The 16,633-nt window shown below is 72.0% G+C and carries 11 protein-coding genes and 2 pseudogenes; 2 read left to right on the plus strand and 11 right to left on the minus strand.

The window, feature by feature from the left end; translation table 11 throughout:
• Positions 1–14: 14 nt before the first annotated feature.
• Complete coding sequence (locus IF01_RS0117850) at positions 15–1,313, minus strand: ABC transporter substrate-binding protein (protein WP_030394426.1); 1,299 nt, start codon at positions 1,311–1,313, stop codon at positions 15–17.
• A 359-nt stretch (positions 1,314–1,672) separates the two neighbouring features.
• Positions 1,673–3,043, minus strand: a complete 1,371-nt coding sequence (locus IF01_RS0117855) for an extracellular catalytic domain type 1 short-chain-length polyhydroxyalkanoate depolymerase (protein ID WP_030394427.1) — start codon at positions 3,041–3,043, stop codon at positions 1,673–1,675.
• Between the two features lie 586 nt (positions 3,044–3,629).
• On the opposite strand from IF01_RS0117855, the gene IF01_RS0117860 reads away from it, so the two are divergent.
• A complete protein-coding gene (locus IF01_RS0117860; protein WP_030394428.1) occupies positions 3,630–5,063 on the plus strand; it encodes a non-reducing end alpha-L-arabinofuranosidase family hydrolase in 1,434 nt (477 codons plus the stop codon).
• A gap of 123 nt (positions 5,064–5,186) precedes the next feature.
• Here the strand turns inward: IF01_RS0117860 and IF01_RS0117865 are convergent, their stop codons facing one another.
• Complete coding sequence (locus IF01_RS0117865; RefSeq protein ID WP_030394429.1) at positions 5,187–6,212, minus strand: LacI family DNA-binding transcriptional regulator; 1,026 nt, start codon at positions 6,210–6,212, stop codon at positions 5,187–5,189.
• Positions 6,213–6,508: 296 nt separating this feature from the next.
• Between IF01_RS0117865 and IF01_RS0117875 the strand changes: the two genes are divergently transcribed.
• Entirely contained in the window at positions 6,509–7,480 is a 972-nt protein-coding gene (locus IF01_RS0117875) for a glycoside hydrolase family 6 protein (protein ID WP_030394430.1), read from the plus strand.
• A gap of 288 nt (positions 7,481–7,768) precedes the next feature.
• On the opposite strand, the gene IF01_RS0117880 is transcribed toward IF01_RS0117875, so the two are convergent.
• From IF01_RS0117880 to araA, 8 genes and pseudogenes are all read right to left on the minus strand, one after another.
• Positions 7,769–8,770: a LacI family DNA-binding transcriptional regulator gene (locus IF01_RS0117880; protein ID WP_233290486.1), complete on the minus strand. Its 1,002-nt coding sequence runs from the start codon at positions 8,768–8,770 to the stop codon at positions 7,769–7,771.
• Positions 8,771–8,926: 156 nt separating this feature from the next.
• Complete coding sequence (locus IF01_RS51895) at positions 8,927–9,280, minus strand: non-reducing end alpha-L-arabinofuranosidase family hydrolase (RefSeq protein ID WP_510991192.1); 354 nt, start codon at positions 9,278–9,280, stop codon at positions 8,927–8,929.
• Between the two features lie 183 nt (positions 9,281–9,463).
• On the minus strand, positions 9,464–10,444 hold the full coding sequence (xynA, locus tag IF01_RS0117885) for an endo-1,4-beta-xylanase XynA (RefSeq protein WP_030394432.1): 981 nt from the start codon (positions 10,442–10,444) through the stop codon (positions 9,464–9,466).
• Positions 10,445–10,707: 263 nt separating this feature from the next.
• Positions 10,708–10,872, minus strand: a pseudogene (locus IF01_RS45600) (helix-turn-helix domain-containing protein); the annotation flags it as partial.
• 66 nt (positions 10,873–10,938) lie between these two features.
• The gene (locus IF01_RS0117895; protein ID WP_030394433.1) at positions 10,939–13,407 is read right to left on the minus strand and encodes a glycoside hydrolase family 9 protein; all 2,469 of its coding nucleotides are present in this window, start codon (positions 13,405–13,407) and stop codon (positions 10,939–10,941) included.
• A pseudogene (locus IF01_RS45605) lies at positions 13,391–13,759 on the minus strand (TIM-barrel domain-containing protein); the annotation flags it as partial. The pseudogene IF01_RS45605 and the gene IF01_RS0117895, both read right to left, overlap by 17 nt.
• Positions 13,760–13,950: 191 nt before the next feature.
• Positions 13,951–15,021 (minus strand): aldose epimerase family protein, encoded by a 1,071-nt coding sequence (locus tag IF01_RS0117905; protein ID WP_037780118.1) that lies wholly within the window; start codon positions 15,019–15,021, stop codon positions 13,951–13,953.
• Between the two features lie 101 nt (positions 15,022–15,122).
• On the minus strand, positions 15,123–16,631 hold the full coding sequence (gene araA / locus IF01_RS0117910) for an L-arabinose isomerase (protein ID WP_030394435.1): 1,509 nt from the start codon (positions 16,629–16,631) through the stop codon (positions 15,123–15,125).
• Positions 16,632–16,633 lie beyond the last annotated feature (2 nt).

Consider the following 16,633-nt stretch of genomic DNA (forward strand, 5'->3'; position numbering starts at 1 on the left):
CATGGCGACCCGTCTCAGGAGGCGGGCAGGGCCTGCATGGCCCTGACGAAGCCGTCCACGTCGAGCTTGCCGCTGAAGAACTGCTGGACGGCGGTGCGGATCGGCGTGTTGGCGGCCGGCGGGTAGGCCTGGTCCCAGGACAGCTGGAACGACGGGGCGGCCTTGACCAGGTCGTACTGGTACTTCGAGTAGTCGGGGTCGGCCGCCGTGCCGAGGAACTGCTCGGTGTTGGTGGTGGTCGGCAGGTTGCCGATCGCCAGCTGCGCCTTGACGAACTCCTCGGAGTACATCAGCTTCAGGAAGGCCGCCGCCGCCTCGGGGTGCTTGCTCTTCTTCAGCACCGAGTAGAAGTTGTTGGTGTTGCCGACCAGGTTGGCCGGGTCGCCCTTGCCGCCGGCGATGCCGGGGAAGCCGCTGTACCCGAGCTGGCTCTTGGCGAACTCGGGATTGCCGTCCTGCTGGGTGGCGTACTCCCACGAGCCCATCAGCTCGAAGGCCGCCTTGCCCTTGGCCAGCAGGGCCGGTGAGCCGCCGTCGGTGAACTTCACCGAGTCGAAGTTCGAGCCGAAGGCACCGGCGTCGACCAGCTGCTCGAGCATGCCGAGGGCCTTCTTGGCGTCCTCGCTCTCCCAGGCGCTCCTGTCGCCGGACAGGGCCTTCTGGAACAGCTCGGGGCCCGCGACCCGGTCGAAGACGTACTCGTACCACATCAGGGTCGGCCACTGGTCGCCGCCGCCGAGGGCGAAGGGTGTGATGCCCTTGGCCTTGAGCGCCTGGACGGCACCCAGCAGCTCGTCCCAGGTCCTCGGGACGGCCAGGCCGGCATCGGCCAGCACCTTCTTGTTGTGGAAGAGCAGCACGGGCTGGGTTCCGCGCATCGGGATGCCGTAGGACTTGCCGTCGATCACCGCGGTGTTGAACACCGACGGCAGGAAGTTGCCCTTCAGCCCCGGGTCCGCGGCGATCATGTCGTCCAGCGGGAGCAGGAGGTCGGACTTCACATAGGGCTGGATGCTCCCGCCGCCCCAGTTGAAGAAGACGTCCGGCGCCTGGGGGGTGTTGATGACGGTGTTGAGCTTGGCCTGGTAGTCCGCGCCGGGGATGGTGTCCAGGACGGCCTTGACCTTCGACGTCCTGTTGAAGGTCTCGACGATCTGCTTCTCGACCTTGTTGCTGGCATCCCCGTACACCAGCACGTGGATCGTGCCGGAGTCCCCGCCGGAGGAGGGGGAGGAACCGGCGCTGCTGCAGGCGCTCGTCGTGACCAGGACGGACGTCAGACCGAGCGCAACAGCGGAAGCGCGTATCTTCACAGAGCTCTCCAAAAGTTTCGGGATGTACCTCGAAAACGTCGCTTGCCCGGGACGGTAAGTTGCGGAGATGTTTCGGGTCAAGCCCTCAACGCCTCCTTCCTGGAGGCTCCTTGGCCGGCTGCGGCGGTTCGCGCCCCGGCCGGGCGCGGAGTGGAACACCCCTGCGCACGGCCGGACCTGGGACGGACCAGGCCGGGAGTGGTCCCCGGTCAGGTCCGTCCGGTGTTGGGCGAGTTCCCCGACGACCTCCCTCACGGGGGTGGCTCAGAAGTGTCGAAACTTTCGAAACTGCCGACTGTCCGAGGCATCACCCCGCGGGCTCAGCCGGTTCGGTACGGCCGGGCAGTGCCCACCCGTTCTCATCCGAAGGTCCACTGCTGGTTCCTGCCGCCGCTGCAGGTCCACAGCTGGACCGGGGTGCCGTCCGCGGTGGCCAGGCCGGCCACGTCCAGGCAGAGGCCCGACTGCACGCCGGTGACGGTGCCGTTGGAGTTCAGCTGCCACTGCTGGTTGGCCTGGCCGTTGCAGGTCCAGACGATCGCGCTGGTGCCGGGCGTGGTGCCGTGCGCGGCGGCGTCCAGGCAGAGCGTGGCGCCGCTCACGGTCACGGTCAACCGGCCGGACGAGGTCCTGGTCCAACTCTGGTTCGCACCACCCGTGCAGGCCCGGATCTGCTGCCGGTTGCCCGGCGCCGTGCTCGCGTCGGTCAGGCACTTGCCCGCGTCCACCGCGCGCAGCGCGCCGGTCGTGCCGCCACCGGAGGATGCCTTGTCCAGGCCCATGAAGCGGATCGCCTCGGCGGCCATCGTGGATCCCTTGACCGGCAGTTCGTGCCCGGCGCCGGCGAGACTGTACGCCTCCACCTGGGTGACGCCGGCGCCGTTGTCGTACCGGGTGCGGGTCCAGTTGGCGGCCGGGGTGTCCGTGGCCGACGGGGTCTGGCCCACGCCCAGGACGTCGGTCCACTGCTTGACCTCCTCGCCGAGGAGGTTGTGGCTCAGCGTGGTGTCGGCGGTTCCGTGCCACAGCTGCACCCGGGGACGCGGCCCGGTGTAGCCGGGATAGCCCGTGTTGCGCACCAGACTGCCCCACTGCTGCGGGGTCCTGGAGATCCGGCCCTGCGCGCAGGCCGGGTTCCAGGCGCGGACGGAGCCGGTGCGGAAGCAGTGGTAGGGCACTCCCATGAACGCCGCACCCGCCTTGTAGACGTCGGGGTACTCGGCGAGCAGCACGTTCGTCATCATCCCGCCCGACGACTGCCCGGTCACGTACACGGCGTCGGCGTTGCCGCCGTAGTGCTGCTCCGTGTAAGTGATCATCGACATCAGCCCGACCGGGTCACTGCCGCCGTCGCGGGTGAGCGCCTGGTCGGAGGAGACGTCCCAGCAGCTTCCGCCGGGGTTGCTCGAGGGGTAGACGACGAGGAAGCCGTACCGGTCGGCCAGCGACGCGAAGTCGGTGCTCGAGTACAGGTAGGGACCGCTCCCCTGGCATCCGTGCAACGCCAGCAGGATCGGCGGGTCGACCCTGACGCTCGTCGGCACGTACAGGTTCATCACCAACCCGGTCGGATTGGTGCCGAAGTCGGTGATCCGGGTCAGCGAGGCCGCGGCTGCCCGGGGGGCGGTCGGCAGGCTCAGGCCCACCGCGAGGCAGAGCACGGCGAGCACGCCAAGCAGCCGTGAGACGAGCGGGCGGGATCGCGAGACGAGCGGGCGGGATCGGGACATGGGACCTCTCCGTCCGGCTAGCCAGATCGTGAGGAGGTTCCCGGCGCCCACCGCGGACCGACACCACCGATGGTCGCGCCGGTCCACCCCCGCCGTCAACGGTGTCCGCGCGGGCCGGGTGCCGCCGGTCCGGAGCGCCGGTGACCGGGGACGGCCTCGGCACGGCTCGTCAACGCCGGTTTATATCCTCGGTGTTGACAACCCGCACAGGGTTGCTGGAGATTTCACCCTGGCAGTGGATGTTTCTGCCAGGTAAATTGTGAACGCTAACAGACGTAGTCGAGGATCCGGCGCCCGCCCCTGCCCTCGCCGTCCCGCCGCACCGCACTCGCCGCGCCGTCCACCAGGAACGGACCGCCGACGGGTGCGCTCGCACCATCGCCGCCGCACGTCCTCTGCCCCCACCCAGCACGCGGCCCTCCTCCCGGCAGGGAGGTCCGGACCTGCGCTACGCCCCCGGAACGGTGCGGCACACCGTCATGTTCCGTCCTGGAGCGGACGGTTCGGGTGAAGGTCCGTGCCCGGGAGGCGGCCGTCGGGGCGCCGCGCGACGGCCGTCTCCCGTCCACCAAGAGAGAGGTCCCCCATGCACACCGGAAATCCCAGTCGCAGGAAACTGTCCGCACTGCTCGCCACCGGGGTCGCGGCCGCAGTGGCGCTGGCGGCCACGCTCGTCGCCGGCCCGGCCCAGGCCGCCACCACCGCCGCCCTGCGCGGGGTGGGTTCCGGCCGCTGCCTCGACGTGTCGAACGCCGGCCGGTCCGACGGCTCCGAGCTGCAGATCTACGACTGCTCGGGCGGCGCCAACCAGCAGTGGACGTCGACGTCCGCCAACCAGCTGGTGGTCTACGGCAACAAGTGCCTGGACGTTCCGAACCATGCCACCACGCCCGGCACCCGGGTGCAGATCTGGTCCTGCAGCGGCGCGGCGAACCAGCAGTGGCGGGTGAACGCCGACGGCACGATCGTCGGCGTCGAGTCCGGGCTCTGCTTGGACGTCACCGGCGCCGGCACGGCCAACAGCACGGCGGTCGGGCTCTGGACGTGCACCGGTGGCAGCAACCAGAAGTGGACCGGCCTGACCGGGACGACCCCGACACCCGACCCGACGGGCGGCACGTGCGCCCTCCCGTCGAGCTACCGGTGGTCCTCCAGCGGTGCGCTGGCGCAGCCCGCCCACGGATGGGCCGCGGTGAAGGACTTCACCACCGTCACCTACAACGGCAAGCACCTGGTCTACGCCTCGAACGTCAACGGATCCTCCTACGGTTCGATGGCGTTCACCCCGTTCACCAACTGGTCGGACATGGCCTCGGCCGGCCAGACCGCGATGAACCAGAACGCGGTGGCGCCCACCCTGTTCTACTTCGCCCCCAAGAACATCTGGGTCCTCGCCTACCAGTGGGGCCAGTGGCCCTTCATCTACCGCACCTCCAGCGACCCCACCAACCCCAACGGCTGGTCCGCCCCCCAGCCGCTGTTCACCGGCGGCATCCCCGGCGCAGCCCCCATCGACCAGACCCTGATCGCCGACGACCAGAACATGTACCTGTTCTTCGCCGGTGACAACGGCAGCATCTACCGGGCCAGCATGCCGATCGGGAACTTCCCCGGCAGCTTCGGCTCCACCTACACCACGGTCATGAGCGACACCGTGAAGAACCTCTTCGAAGCGCCCCAGGTCTACAAGGTCAAGGGCCAGAACCAGTACCTCATGATCGTCGAAGCCCGCGGCGCCAACGAACAGCGCTACTTCCGCTCCTTCACCGCCACCAGCCTCAACGGCTCCTGGACCCCCCAGGCGGCCACCGAGAGCAACCCCTTCGCCGGCAGGGCCAACAGCGGAGCCACCTGGACCAACGACATCAGCCACGGCGACCTGGTCCGCGACAACCCCGACCAGACCATGACCGTCGACCCCTGCAACCTCCAACTCCTCTACCAGGGCATGGTCCCCGGCTCGACCGCCCCGTACGACCAACTGCCCTGGCGGCCGGGCCTCCTCACCCTCAAGCGCTGACCCGGCCCCCGCGCCGGCTGCGGCGACGTGACGGTCGGCTCCGCGGCGGCCTCGGCAAGCGCCACGGCGGCCGGTTCCGCCCGCGCCGGCGCGGCCCCGCCGCTCACCGCCCGGCGTCGACCGTCAGGACGAGCCGTCGGGGGCGGACCCCCGCACGACGAGCCGGGTCGGCAGGATCAGCGGACTCGGGTCCCGCCCCTCCACGGCTCCGACCAGCATCCGGGCCATCTCCTGCCCCAGCGCTCGCACCGGCTGGTGGATCGTGGTCAGCGGCGGGCTGGAGTGCCGGGCGCTCTCCAGATCGTTGAACCCGATCACGGCGACGTCCTCCGGCACCCGCAGCCCGTGCTGCCGCAGGGTCCGCAGGGCACCGATGGCCATCGCGTCGGAGGCGGCGAACACCGCGTCCGGGTCGCGGTGCTCGCGGAGCAGCCGCTCCATCGCCTCCGCGCCGCCGTCCTCGGTGAAATGACCGGGCTCGACCCCTAGCAGCGGGACCCCGGACAGCGCCAGTCCCTCGGCGAAGCCCTGCTCGCGTGCGACGGCGGCCCGGGCGTCCGGCTGACCGGTGATCGCGACGGGCCGCCGGCGGCCGGTCCGCACGAAGTGCTCGGCGGCCAGCCGGCCGCCGCCGCGGTTGTCGGCGTCCACGTACCACCGCGGCGTGCCGACCAGCGGCAGGCCGCCGAACACCACCGGCAGGTCGGCCTGTGCGCCCAGCCGGGCCAGCGGGTCGTCGCCGCGCAGCGCCATCAGCATCACACCGTCGGCCCGCCGGGAGCGCAGCATCCGTTCGAACCGCTCCCGGCCGCGTGGGGTGTTGGCCAGCAGCAGGATCAGTTCGAGGTCCGTCGACTCCAGTGCGCCGCTGACGCCGACGACGACCTCGGCGAAGAACGGGTCGGCGAACAGGCCCGGCTCGTCGCTGGAGACCGCGAGCACCACCGCACCGACCCGCCGGGTCGCGAGCGCCTGGGCGGTCGGGTTCGGGACGAACCCCAGCTCCCGGACCGCCCGCTGGACCGCCTCGCGCTTGGCGCGGCTGACGTTCGGGGCGTTGTTGATCGCCCGGGACGCCGCCGAACGCGACACGCCCGCGCGTTCGGCAACCTCGTCGAGGGTCGGCATGCGCTTGGGGGACGACACCATGGAAGGGACTGCTCCTCGGGCTCGCGCGGGCGGCGGACAGCGCCATGATTCCACGCCCCCGGCCGCGCTCCCGGCCTGCCGGAGGCAGGCGATCCGGTAGCGCTTCCAAGCTCTGACGCCCGACGGCCGCCCAGGTCGATTTCTTGTTCAACCCATTGACATGTCCTCCGCCGGAGCCCAATCTTCCCCTCGGTGCGTTCCGTTTTCGCGGTCAGAACTGGAAGCGCTTCCACTGCTCCCCCGCTTCCACATCCACGCCCTTCCCCTTCTCCGCCCCCACCCCCGGAGGAAGAACCATGCGCAACCTCGTTCGCACGGCAGCCGCCCTGCTGGCCGGTGCCCTCAGCACCGGCCTCGCCCTCGTCAACGCCGGCCCGGCCCACGCCGCCGACCCGACCGGCATGACCAGCGGCTTCTACACCGACCCCGAGAACTCGGCACTCGGCTGGGCCAACGCCAACCCGGGCGACGGCCGGGCCGCCGCGATCCGGTCCTCCATCGGCAACACCCCGGCCGCCCGCTGGTTCGGCAACTGGAGCGGAGACATCGGCGCGGCCGCCGGCGCCTATGCCGGCCGTGCCGACTCCGTCGACAAGCTGCCGCTCCTGGTCGCCTACAACATTCCCGACCGGGACATCTGCGCCGGTCACTCCGGCGGCGGCGCGGGCAGCCGGGCCGCGTACGACAGCTGGATCGCGGCCTTCGCGAGCGGCATCGGCAGCCGACCGGCCCTCGTCGTCCTGGAACCCGACGCACTCGGCCACGAGAGCTGCATGACCTCCGCCCAGGTCGCCGAGCGCAACGCCATGCTGAGGAACGCCATCGCCCAGTTCAAGGCCAAGGCTCCCAACACCTGGGTCTACCTCGACGCCGGGAACCCCGGCTGGATCGGCGCCTCGGCCATGGCGCAGCAGCTGGCCGCCGCCGGTGTCAGTGGGGCCCACGGCTTCTCGCTGAACGTCTCCAACTACTTCACCACCGAGCAGAACACCTCCTACGGCAACGCCGTCAACTCCGCCCTGAGCTCCTTCGGGTACACCAAGCCCTTCGTGGTCGACACCAGCCGCAACGGCAACGGCTCCAACGGCGAGTGGTGCAATCCGGCCGGCCGCCGGATCGGCACGCCCACCCGGCGCGGCGGCGGCGCCGAGATGCTGCTCTGGATCAAGATCCCCGGCGAGTCCGACGGCAACTGCGGCGTCGGCAAAGGCTCCTCGGCCGGGCAGTTCCTGCCGGAGGCCGGCTACAAGATGATCTACGGCTACTGAAGCTCCGGGGCGCTGCCGGACCGCCCCGACGCGGTCCGGCAGCGCCTCCACGCGAGGCCCGCGACGAGGAGGCCCGTGCGCAGGTCCCCGCACCGGTCCGTCCCGCGGCCGGGGCGCGGCGACGTACGGGCACGGCCACGGGCATGCGGCCGCACGTCGGCGCGATCGATGCCGGCCGGCCTCGTCGGTGCCACCGTGCCACAGTGCCACGACCGGTAACGGCCCCTCCCGCCCCTCCGGCGGTCATTCGGGGACGGCCCCGCTCCGGCCTCCGACCGGCCCGGCCGGCTACCGCGGCGGAGCGGTACTGCTGCGCTCGACCAGGGTGGTGGCCAGGTCCACCCGCAGGGCGGCGGGCCTGACGCCCCGCCCGAGGTCGATGACCAGGCGGGCCGCGACCTCGGCCATCTCGGTCAGCGGCTGGCGGACGGTGGTCAGCGGCGGACCGACCCAGCGGGCCAGCGGCAGGTCGTCGAAGCCGACCACGCTGAGGTCCTCGGGAACACGGAGCCCCAGCTCCCGGGCGGCCTCGTAGACCCCGAGGGCCTGCAGGTCGTTCCCCGCGAACACCGCCGTCGGCCGGTCCGGTCCCCCCAGCAGTTCGAGCCCGATCCGGCGGCCCGACTCGTGGTGGAAGTCTCCCTCGCGGACCAGCTCAGGGTCGTAGGCGATCCCCGCCATGTCCAGTGCCGCCCGGTACCCGTCGGCCCGGGCCCGGCTGCACATCATCCGGGCCGGCCCGCCGATGAGGCCGATCCTGCGGTGTCCGAGGTCGAGCAGGTGCCGGGTGGCGGCCAGGCCGCCGTCCCAGTTGGTGGTACCGACGGCGGGCACCTGCTGCCCCGGGTCGCCCGCCGGGTCCAGCACCACGAACGGGATGCCGCGCCCTGCCAACTGCTCCTGCTGCGCGCGCTCCAGGCCGGACAGCACCAGCAGGACACCGGTCGGCCGCCGGGCGAGCACGCCGTCCACCCAGGACTGGCCCGGTGTCGGGCCCCCGGCGGACTCGGAGAGCACGATGCTCAGACCTTCGTCGCGCGCCACGTTCTCGACGCCGCGGATCACCTCCGTCGCCCAGGAGCTGTCCAGCTCGTGGAAGACCAGGTCGAGCAGCGGGCTGATCCGGCTCTCACCGCCCCGCCGACGGTAGCCGTGCTGCCGGAGCAGCCTCTCCACCCGCTCACGGGTGGCCGGGGCGACGTCGGCCCGACCGTTCAGGACCTTCGAAACAGTCGGCGCCGAGACGCCCGCCTCCTGCGCGATCTCGGCGAGGGTCGCCACTCTTGTCACCAGGTCCTCCCGCACGCCCCGCCGGGCGAGCTCCGCTGCTGTGATCCGGCCGTACGGGACGGATGCTAACCGCTCGGCTGCGGGGGGCGAACCCCGCCGCAGCTGCCGGCGGGCGCGGACGGCCACCTGGATTTCCCGGACGGTGCGGACCGGCCGTCACGGTGACCGCCCGGCGGGTGGCGGACCGACCGTGCCACCGGCCGCTGCGGTGGCCGGTGGCACGGTCGGTCCGGGGCCGGATGCGGGTCGGAAGGTGCTGTCGGCCCGGGCCAGGAAGCCTATCCGGTAGGGCAGTTCGATGCAGGGCGGCTGCCTGGGGGTGGCGGGGTCGACCCCCTGGCAGACGTACTGGAGCTTGCAGGGGTTCACGGTGAGGGCCTGGTCGATGGAGGCGCGGACCGGCTCTCCGTGGACACCGCCTCGGCACGGCGCTGCGTCGTGCCGAGGCGGCTGTGAGGTCCGGTCCTGGGGGGGAAGCCTGGGTCGGGGCGAACCGTTAGCGCTAACAATTCACGTGATCAACCGGCATGTCCAGGGAGGAGACGACGGGGGCCGATCGGCCGTCAAGTGGTCGTGCAGGATCAGGACCGCGCGACCGGTCGGCGCCGTACGGACCGTCAGGTCGGCCGTGCGACGGCGCGGCCCATCGGCGCCGCCGGGCCGAGGGCGGCGGAGGCCGTCGCAGGGGTCGGGTCAGGCGGTGGTGCAGGAGGCGGTGGGCCAGGTCCAGTTGCCGTTGGGCTGGATCGTCACCCCGAAGGTATTGCCGCTGCCGTTGGGCTCGGCCACCAGGACCTGCGAACTCGGGAAGGCGGCAGTGGTGTTCCAGGTCGACAGGACCTTCGCCGGGGCCGGCACGTTCATCGTCACGGCCCAGTTGCTCGCGCCGCTCACCGCGACGTCGAGGTTGTAGCGGTCGCCCCACGACTGACCGGCCGACAGCGTCGCCGTACAGCTGCCGCCGCCGGTGCCGGTTCCGGCGGCATCGACGGTGATGTCGGAGCTGCCACTGCTCTGGTAACCCTCGGTCGCCAGGATCATGTAGTTCATGGTGCCGAGCCGCATGCCGGCCCGGGCCCAGGCGTCGAAGTGGTTCCCGGTGGTGATGGTGCCCCCGGTCCGCTTCGTCTGCCGCACGCTCCAGAACTGCTTGAAGGTCCTGATCCCCTCGATGGAGGGAGCGTTGTACCGGGTGGTCTCGTAGATGTCGTACGTGCCGCCGTCGCTGCTGACGGTGCCCTTGAACGCCCCGGTGGGCCGGTAGGTCCCCCAGTTGTCGACGATGTAGTACTCGACCAGGGGGTTGGTGGACCATCCGTAGAGCGTCAGGTAGGCGTTCCCCGAGGGATTGAAGCCGCCCGAGTAGTTCACCGCGCGCCGCCCCCCGGTGGCCCAGCCCTTGCCGGCCACGAAGTTGCCGGTGTTGCTCCACCGGGTGCTGTAGCGGCCCCCGGAGCTCAGGTTCATCGAGACCGATCCGGGGCTGTCGGTCCAGAACGAGTAGTAGTAGCCGTTGTCGGTGCCGGTCCGGTTGGACGTGACCACGGTGTCCGCCCTGGCGGTCGTCGGCAGCACCAGGGCGGCCACGAGTGCCACCATGACGGTGCACGTGCTCCTGACGACGCGTCGGAAGCCGCCGGGCCGCGGGTCACTGGTCCGTGCGAGTGGGTTCATGCGCCAACTCCTCTTGATGGCAGATCAGTTGGAACGAGCGAGCTGTCGTACAGTGTGCCCGCCGGTCATCCCTGTCAATACATTCGACATATTCACCGAAAGATTCGACACGCTGTTGACGGTCTCGTCCGCACCGATTCCCAGGTCAGCGGTGCTCCAGGCCAGGCGGCCGGCCGGGCCGGGCCTTCTCCGGCCGCAGTCGGTGAGATCTGCCGCAATGACGAAGAACCACGCCGGAAACTTTCGGCCCAACGGAACGGGCCCTACGGAACGGGCCCGGCGGCCCGGACCCCGCGGGGCGACGCCCCGAGCTCCCGTCGGCACGCCTTGTTGAACGCCTGGAGGTCGGGGATCCCGACCGAGGCCGCGACGGCGGGGATGGAGAGCGTGGTGGCCTGGAGGAAATGACGCGCCCGCTCCATCCGCCGGACCGGACGGACCGGTCCGTCCGGTCCGTCCGGTCCGGCACGGGAAGCCCGTCGGCCGAGGCGTACTCAGGCGCAGGCGGCTCCGTTCACGGTGAAGAGCGCAGGAGCCGGGTTGGTGCCGGAGTAGGTGGCCTGGAAGCCGAGGCTCGCACTGCCACCGGGGGCCAGGGTGCCGTTCCACCCGGCGTCCCGGGCCGTCACCGCGCCGCCGGACTGGCTCACGGTGGCGTTCCAGGCGCTGCCGACCCGCTGGTCACCCGGGAAGGTCCAACCGAGGTTCCAGCCCGAGATCGCCGTCGTGCCCGTGTTCTTGAGGGTCACCGTCGCCGTGAAGCCATTGCTCCAGGCGCTGTCGATCCGGTACACGACCGAGCAGGGCGCCCCGGACGGCACGTCGTCGTCCGCCTCCGTCGCCGTGAATGTCGCACCCTGCACCCCCGGGCCCCCGACCGTGAAGGTCGCGCTGCCCGCGAGCGCGTCGGCGTCCTGCGCGGCGGAGACCGGGACCTGCTGCGCCGTAGCCCAGTCGGCCGGGGTGAACACCAGCGTGGCCGCCGCCGAGAGGTCCTGGTCTCCGGCACTGCGGGCCACCGTGACGGTGACGTTCTGCGCCGGAGCGGCCGAGAGCCGCACGCCGACCGACGTCGAGCCGCCCTCGGGGACCGTCACCGCCGACGGGGCCACCTGGACCGCCGGCACCACCGGGGTGCTGCGCCGCTCGGCCGCGAAGGCCGCCAGCCAGGCCAGTGACGCGTTCCAGTTGATCGCCACCTCGTTGGTGGAGTAGGAGCCGATGTCGTCCACATAGCAGGCCGCGGGGGCGCAGCCGGTGAGCTTCTCCTTGGCGACCGGGTCCTCGAGCCCCGCGTTCGGGCCGCCCGCGAAGGAGCCGGCCGGCGGGTGCGGGGCGGAGGCGTCCTTCTGGTGCGCCCAGAACCGGTGGTGCTGGTTCTCGGAGTGGCGCTCGCCGTAGCCGGTGACGTAGGAGAGATCGAGTGCGTTGCGACCGAGCAGGTAGTCGAGGGATTCCAACGCTCCGGCACGGTAGCGCTGTTGTCCGGTGAGCTCGTGGGCGACACCGAGCAGCATCGCGTTGTTGGCCACCGAGCTGTTGGAGCCCCAGACATAGGCGGTGGCGGCGAGCGGTACGGCGTAGCCCTGGGCGGCCATGGTGGCCAGGTGGCCGTCGGCGGCCGCGATCAGCCCGCCGCGCAGCCGGGAGACGTCCTCGGCGGGCAGGGCGACGCCGGGGACGGTGGCCAGGGTGATCCGGCCGAGGGTCGCGGTGCCGCCCCACCAGAATCCGTCCACCGGCCTGGTGTGGTGCGGCGACGACGTGACGGCCTCACGGTACTGGGACTCACCGGTGGTGGCGAGGAGTTCGGCCGCCGCCCAGTAGAACTCGTCGGAGACGTCGGCATCCTCGTACGCGCCGCCGCCGGTGTTGTCGGTGGCCGGGGCGAGCAGGCTCGGATTCGCCTTGGCGGCTGCCCAGGCGCGGCGGGCGACCTCCAGGCTCCGGGCGGCGAAGGCGGCGTCGTACGGCGCGTACACCCGGGCGGCCTGGGCGGCCACGGCCGCCAGGTTGAGCGTGGCGGCCGTGGAAGGCTTGTGCACCTCACGCTGTGCGTCGTCGAGTTCGGGCCTGGTCGGCAGGGCGGTCCACTTGTCGTCGTGCAGCTTGTGGAAGGCCGTGCCGGCCATCGGCCTGCCTGCGGGGACCTGCATCCGCAGCAGGAAGTCCAGCTCCCAGCGGGCCTCGTCCAGCACGTCCGGCACGCCGTTGCCGCGCTCGGGCACCTTCAAGGTGGAGTCGCCGAGGGCGGCGTCGCCGCCGGAACGGCGGGCCCGTTCGAAGGAGTTGACGAGTTCCCAGGTGGCGATGCCGCCGTTGACCACGTACTTGCCCTGGTCGCCCGCGTCGTACCAGCCGCCGCGTGCGTCCACCCGGTAGTCGCAGACCCCGGTCTGGCAGGGCACGCTGGTGTCGCCCTTGTTCGGCGCCACGCCCAGGTGTCCGGCGGGCCGGGCGTAGGCACTGCCGCCGGCCAGCGCCGCGTCGATCGCGATGCCGCTGCGCTGCTGGTAGAAGAAGGACATGCTGTCGGCGCGCAGCCCGTCGTACAGCGAGGCGGAGATGTCGAAGGGGTGGCTGGCCCGGCCGTCGACGACCAGGGTGTAGTCGGTGCCGCGTCCGGTGTAGGCGCTGAAGTCGACCAGGTGGGTGGACTGGCCCGAGGCCTGGTCGGCGCCGTGGACGGTGGTGCTGCCCGAGGCGGCCACGGCGCCCGAGGCATCGCGCAGTTGCCAGGCGAGCGGCGCGGTGGCGGAGCTGACCACGGTGGCCCGCTTGGGGCCGTCGGGCAGGTAGCCGACCTGGTTGACCCGGACGGGCGTGTCGGCGACGGGGGTGGCGGCGGCCGCGACCGGGGTGGTGAGGGCGGTCGCGGTCGGACCGCCGGCGGCCAGGAGGACGACGGTGACGGCGGCGGCGACTCGGCGCGGCACGCCGCGGGCGGAAGGGGCAGAGGGCACGGGGAGCCTTCCTCGGCGGGTGGGGGGAAGAAGTGTGGGAGCGCTCCCACTCATGAAGCCAGCCTCCGGCCTTTCCCGTCAAGGCACGTGATGGAAGGTTGGTCCACGCCCCCTCGGGCACGTAGTACTCGACCGTGCCGTCCTCGGTGAAGACCGGGGCCACCAGCAGGTCGTCACCGAGGCCGAACTGGGCCCAGCGCTTGAACACCGCGGGGGTCGGAGTGCCCTCGAAACCGCCGATGTCGTGGCTCCAGAAGCCGAAGCCGGAGAGGCCGAGGGACAGGCCCCCGCGCAGCGACTCCGCCATGGCGTTGAAGTGCGGTTCGCAGTCGCCGCCCCAGTGCACCGGGTACTACTGGCCACCGGCGCCTCGGTGGCCGCCGGCGGGGCGGTCACTCTCGGCGCCCGGGACGCGCGGGTCTTCGTCGCGAACCGCGGGACGACGTGAGCCGGGGCGGCGGGCCCCGTCCGGCCCACCGCCCCCGCCCATCTCCCCCCACCCCCCACCCACCGCGCACCGCGCACCGCTCGACGGCACGTCCGCTACTCCGCCGAGAAGCGGTAGACCGTCGTCGAGCGGTACTCCTCCCCCGGGCGCAGGACGGTGGAGGGGTAGTCGGGGCGGTTCGGGGAGTCCGGGAAGTGCTGGGTCTCCAGCGCGACGCCCGCGTGCCGCCCGTAGCGGCGGCCGGAGCGGCCGGTCAGCGAGCCGTCGAAGTGGTTTCCCGTGTACACCTGGAGGCCCGGCTCCGTCGTCCGGCACTCGACCCGCCGGCCGCTGGCCGGGTGGCTCAGCTCGGCGACCCGCCGGAAGCCGACACCGTCCAGGACCCAGTTGTGGTCGAAGCCCCCGCCGGCCAGGCGTACCTGCGGGTCCTCGGCGGCGACGCGCTCACCGATCACCGCCGCTTCGCGCAGGTCGAAGGGTGTGCCGGTGACGTCGGCGACCGGGCCGAGCGGGATCAGCCGCGCGTCGACCGGCAGATAGCCCTGCGCGTCGACCCGGAGCAGGTGGTCGAGCACCGTCCCGTGGCCCTCGCCGGCCAGGTTGAGGTACGCGTGGTTGGTGAGGTTGACGACCGTCGGGGCGTCCGTGGTCGCGAGGTAGTCGATCCGGAGTTCACCGTCCGGGTCGAGCAGGTACGTCGCCACCGCACTGAGGGCCCCGGGAAAGCCCTGGTCGCCGTCGGCGCTGTCGAGGCGCAGGCGCACTCCCGCCCGGCGGCCCTGCCGGACGGGCACGCCGGCCCAGAGCCGGGTGGCGAAGCCGTCCGCGCCGCCGTGCAGGGTGTGGCCGTTCGGCCGGGTCGTGAGCGGGTGCTCCGTGCCGTCGAGCGACAGCAGGCCGTCGGCGATCCGGTTGGCGTAACGGCCGACCGAGGCACCCAGGTAGGCGGCCTCGCCCAGCAGATCCTCGACGTCGTCGCAGCCGAGGACGACATTGGCCAGTCGCCCGTGCCGGTCGGGCACGTGCAGCGCCTGGAGGCGGGCGCCCAGGTCCAGCACCTCCGCCGTCGGGCCGTCGGGCGAGCCGATGGTCCAGCGGGTGACGGGCCGCCCGTCCGGCAGGGTGGCGACGACCTCCTGGGAGACGGTCGGTTCGCCTTGCGACACGAGTGCGTCTCTCGACACGGGATCACTCCGTTCCTTGCGGGTGGTGGGACCCGGCGACGCCCGCCGGGCGGGCGGGCGTCGCCGGGTCCGGGGCGGGGGTGCTACAGCCCCTGGGCCAGGCGGTGGTAGGCCTGGTTCCAGCGCAGTTCCTTGGTGAACCGGCGGATGTCGGTGCCGGCGTCGATCACCGCGAGTTCCACGGCCAGCATCTCGGCGAGGTCCTCCAGTTCCTCCGTGCCCAGCGCGCCGGTGAGCACGGTGTGGTGCGGCGCGCCGGCCGTCAGCCAGGCCTCGGTGGAGGTGGCCAGGTCCGGGCGCGGCTTCCAGACGGCGCGGGCGACGGGCAGGTTGGGCAGCGGCTCCGGCGGGGCGACCACGTCCACCGCGTTGGCGACCAGCCGGAACCGGTCGCCCATGTCCGCGAGGCCGACCACCACGGCCGCTCCCGGCTCGGCGTCGAAGACCAGGCGGACCGGGTCCTCCCGGCCGCCGATGGACAGCGGGTGGATCTCGCAGGACGGCGTGCCGGCGGCGATGCTCGGGCAGACCTCCAGCATGTGGGCGCCGAGGATCAACTCCTGTCCCGGCCGCAGGTGGTAGGTGTAGTCCTCCATGAAGGAGGTGCCGCCGGGCAGTCCGGTGGCGGCCGCCTTGAGCGTGCGCAGCAGCACGGAGGTCTTCCAGTCGCCCTCGCCGCCGAAGCCGTAGCCGTCGGCCATCAGCCGCTGCACGGCGAGGCCGGGGAGCTGGCGCAGCCCGCCGAGGTCCTCGAAGTTGGTGGTGAAGGCCCGGAACCCGCCCCGTTCCAGGAAGCCGCGCAGGCCCAGTTCGATCCGCGCCGCGTAGCGCAGCGACTCGTGCCGATCCCCGCCGGGACGCAGCTCGGGGGCGAGCCGGTAGAGCTCCCGGTACTCCTTGACCAGGGCGCCGACCTCGCCGTCGTCGGCCGCGTCGACGGCGGCGACCAGGTCGTTCACGCCGTAGGTGTTGACGGAGACGCCGAAGCGGAGCTGGGCCTCGACCTTGTCGCCCTCGGTGACGGCGACGTCGCGCATGTTGTCGCCGAAGCGGGCGAGCTTGAGCGTGCGGAGTTCGGCGCGCCCCGCGGCGGCGCGCGCCCAGGCACCGATCCGGTCGGCCACGCTCGGGTCGCCGACGTGTCCGGCGACGGTCTTGCGCGGGACGCCGAGGCGGGACTGGATGTAGCCGAACTCGCGGTCGCCGTGGGCGGCCTGGTTCAGGTTCATGAAGTCCATGTCGATGGTCCGCCACGGCAGTTCGACGTTGGCCTGGGTGTGCAGGTGGAGCAGCGGCTTGCGCAGCGCGTCCAGTCCGGCGATCCACATCTTGGCCGGGGAGAAGGTGTGCATCCAGGCGATCAGGCCGATGCACTCGTCGTCCGCGTTGGCGTCGAGGCAGATCCGGTGGATCGCGCCCGCGTCGGTGAGGACCGGCTTCCAGACGACCTCGACCGGCACGGCGGAGGCGGCGCCGAGCCGCTCGGCGACGACGCGGGACTGCTCCGCGACCTGGCGCAGCGTGTCCTCGCCATAGAGTCCCTGACTGCCAGTCAGGAACCAGACCTCGCGGCCCTCCGCAGGCTTCTTCATGG

Source organism: Kitasatospora purpeofusca (assembly GCF_000718025.1).
GTDB classification, from domain to species: domain Bacteria; phylum Actinomycetota; class Actinomycetes; order Streptomycetales; family Streptomycetaceae; genus Kitasatospora; species Kitasatospora purpeofusca.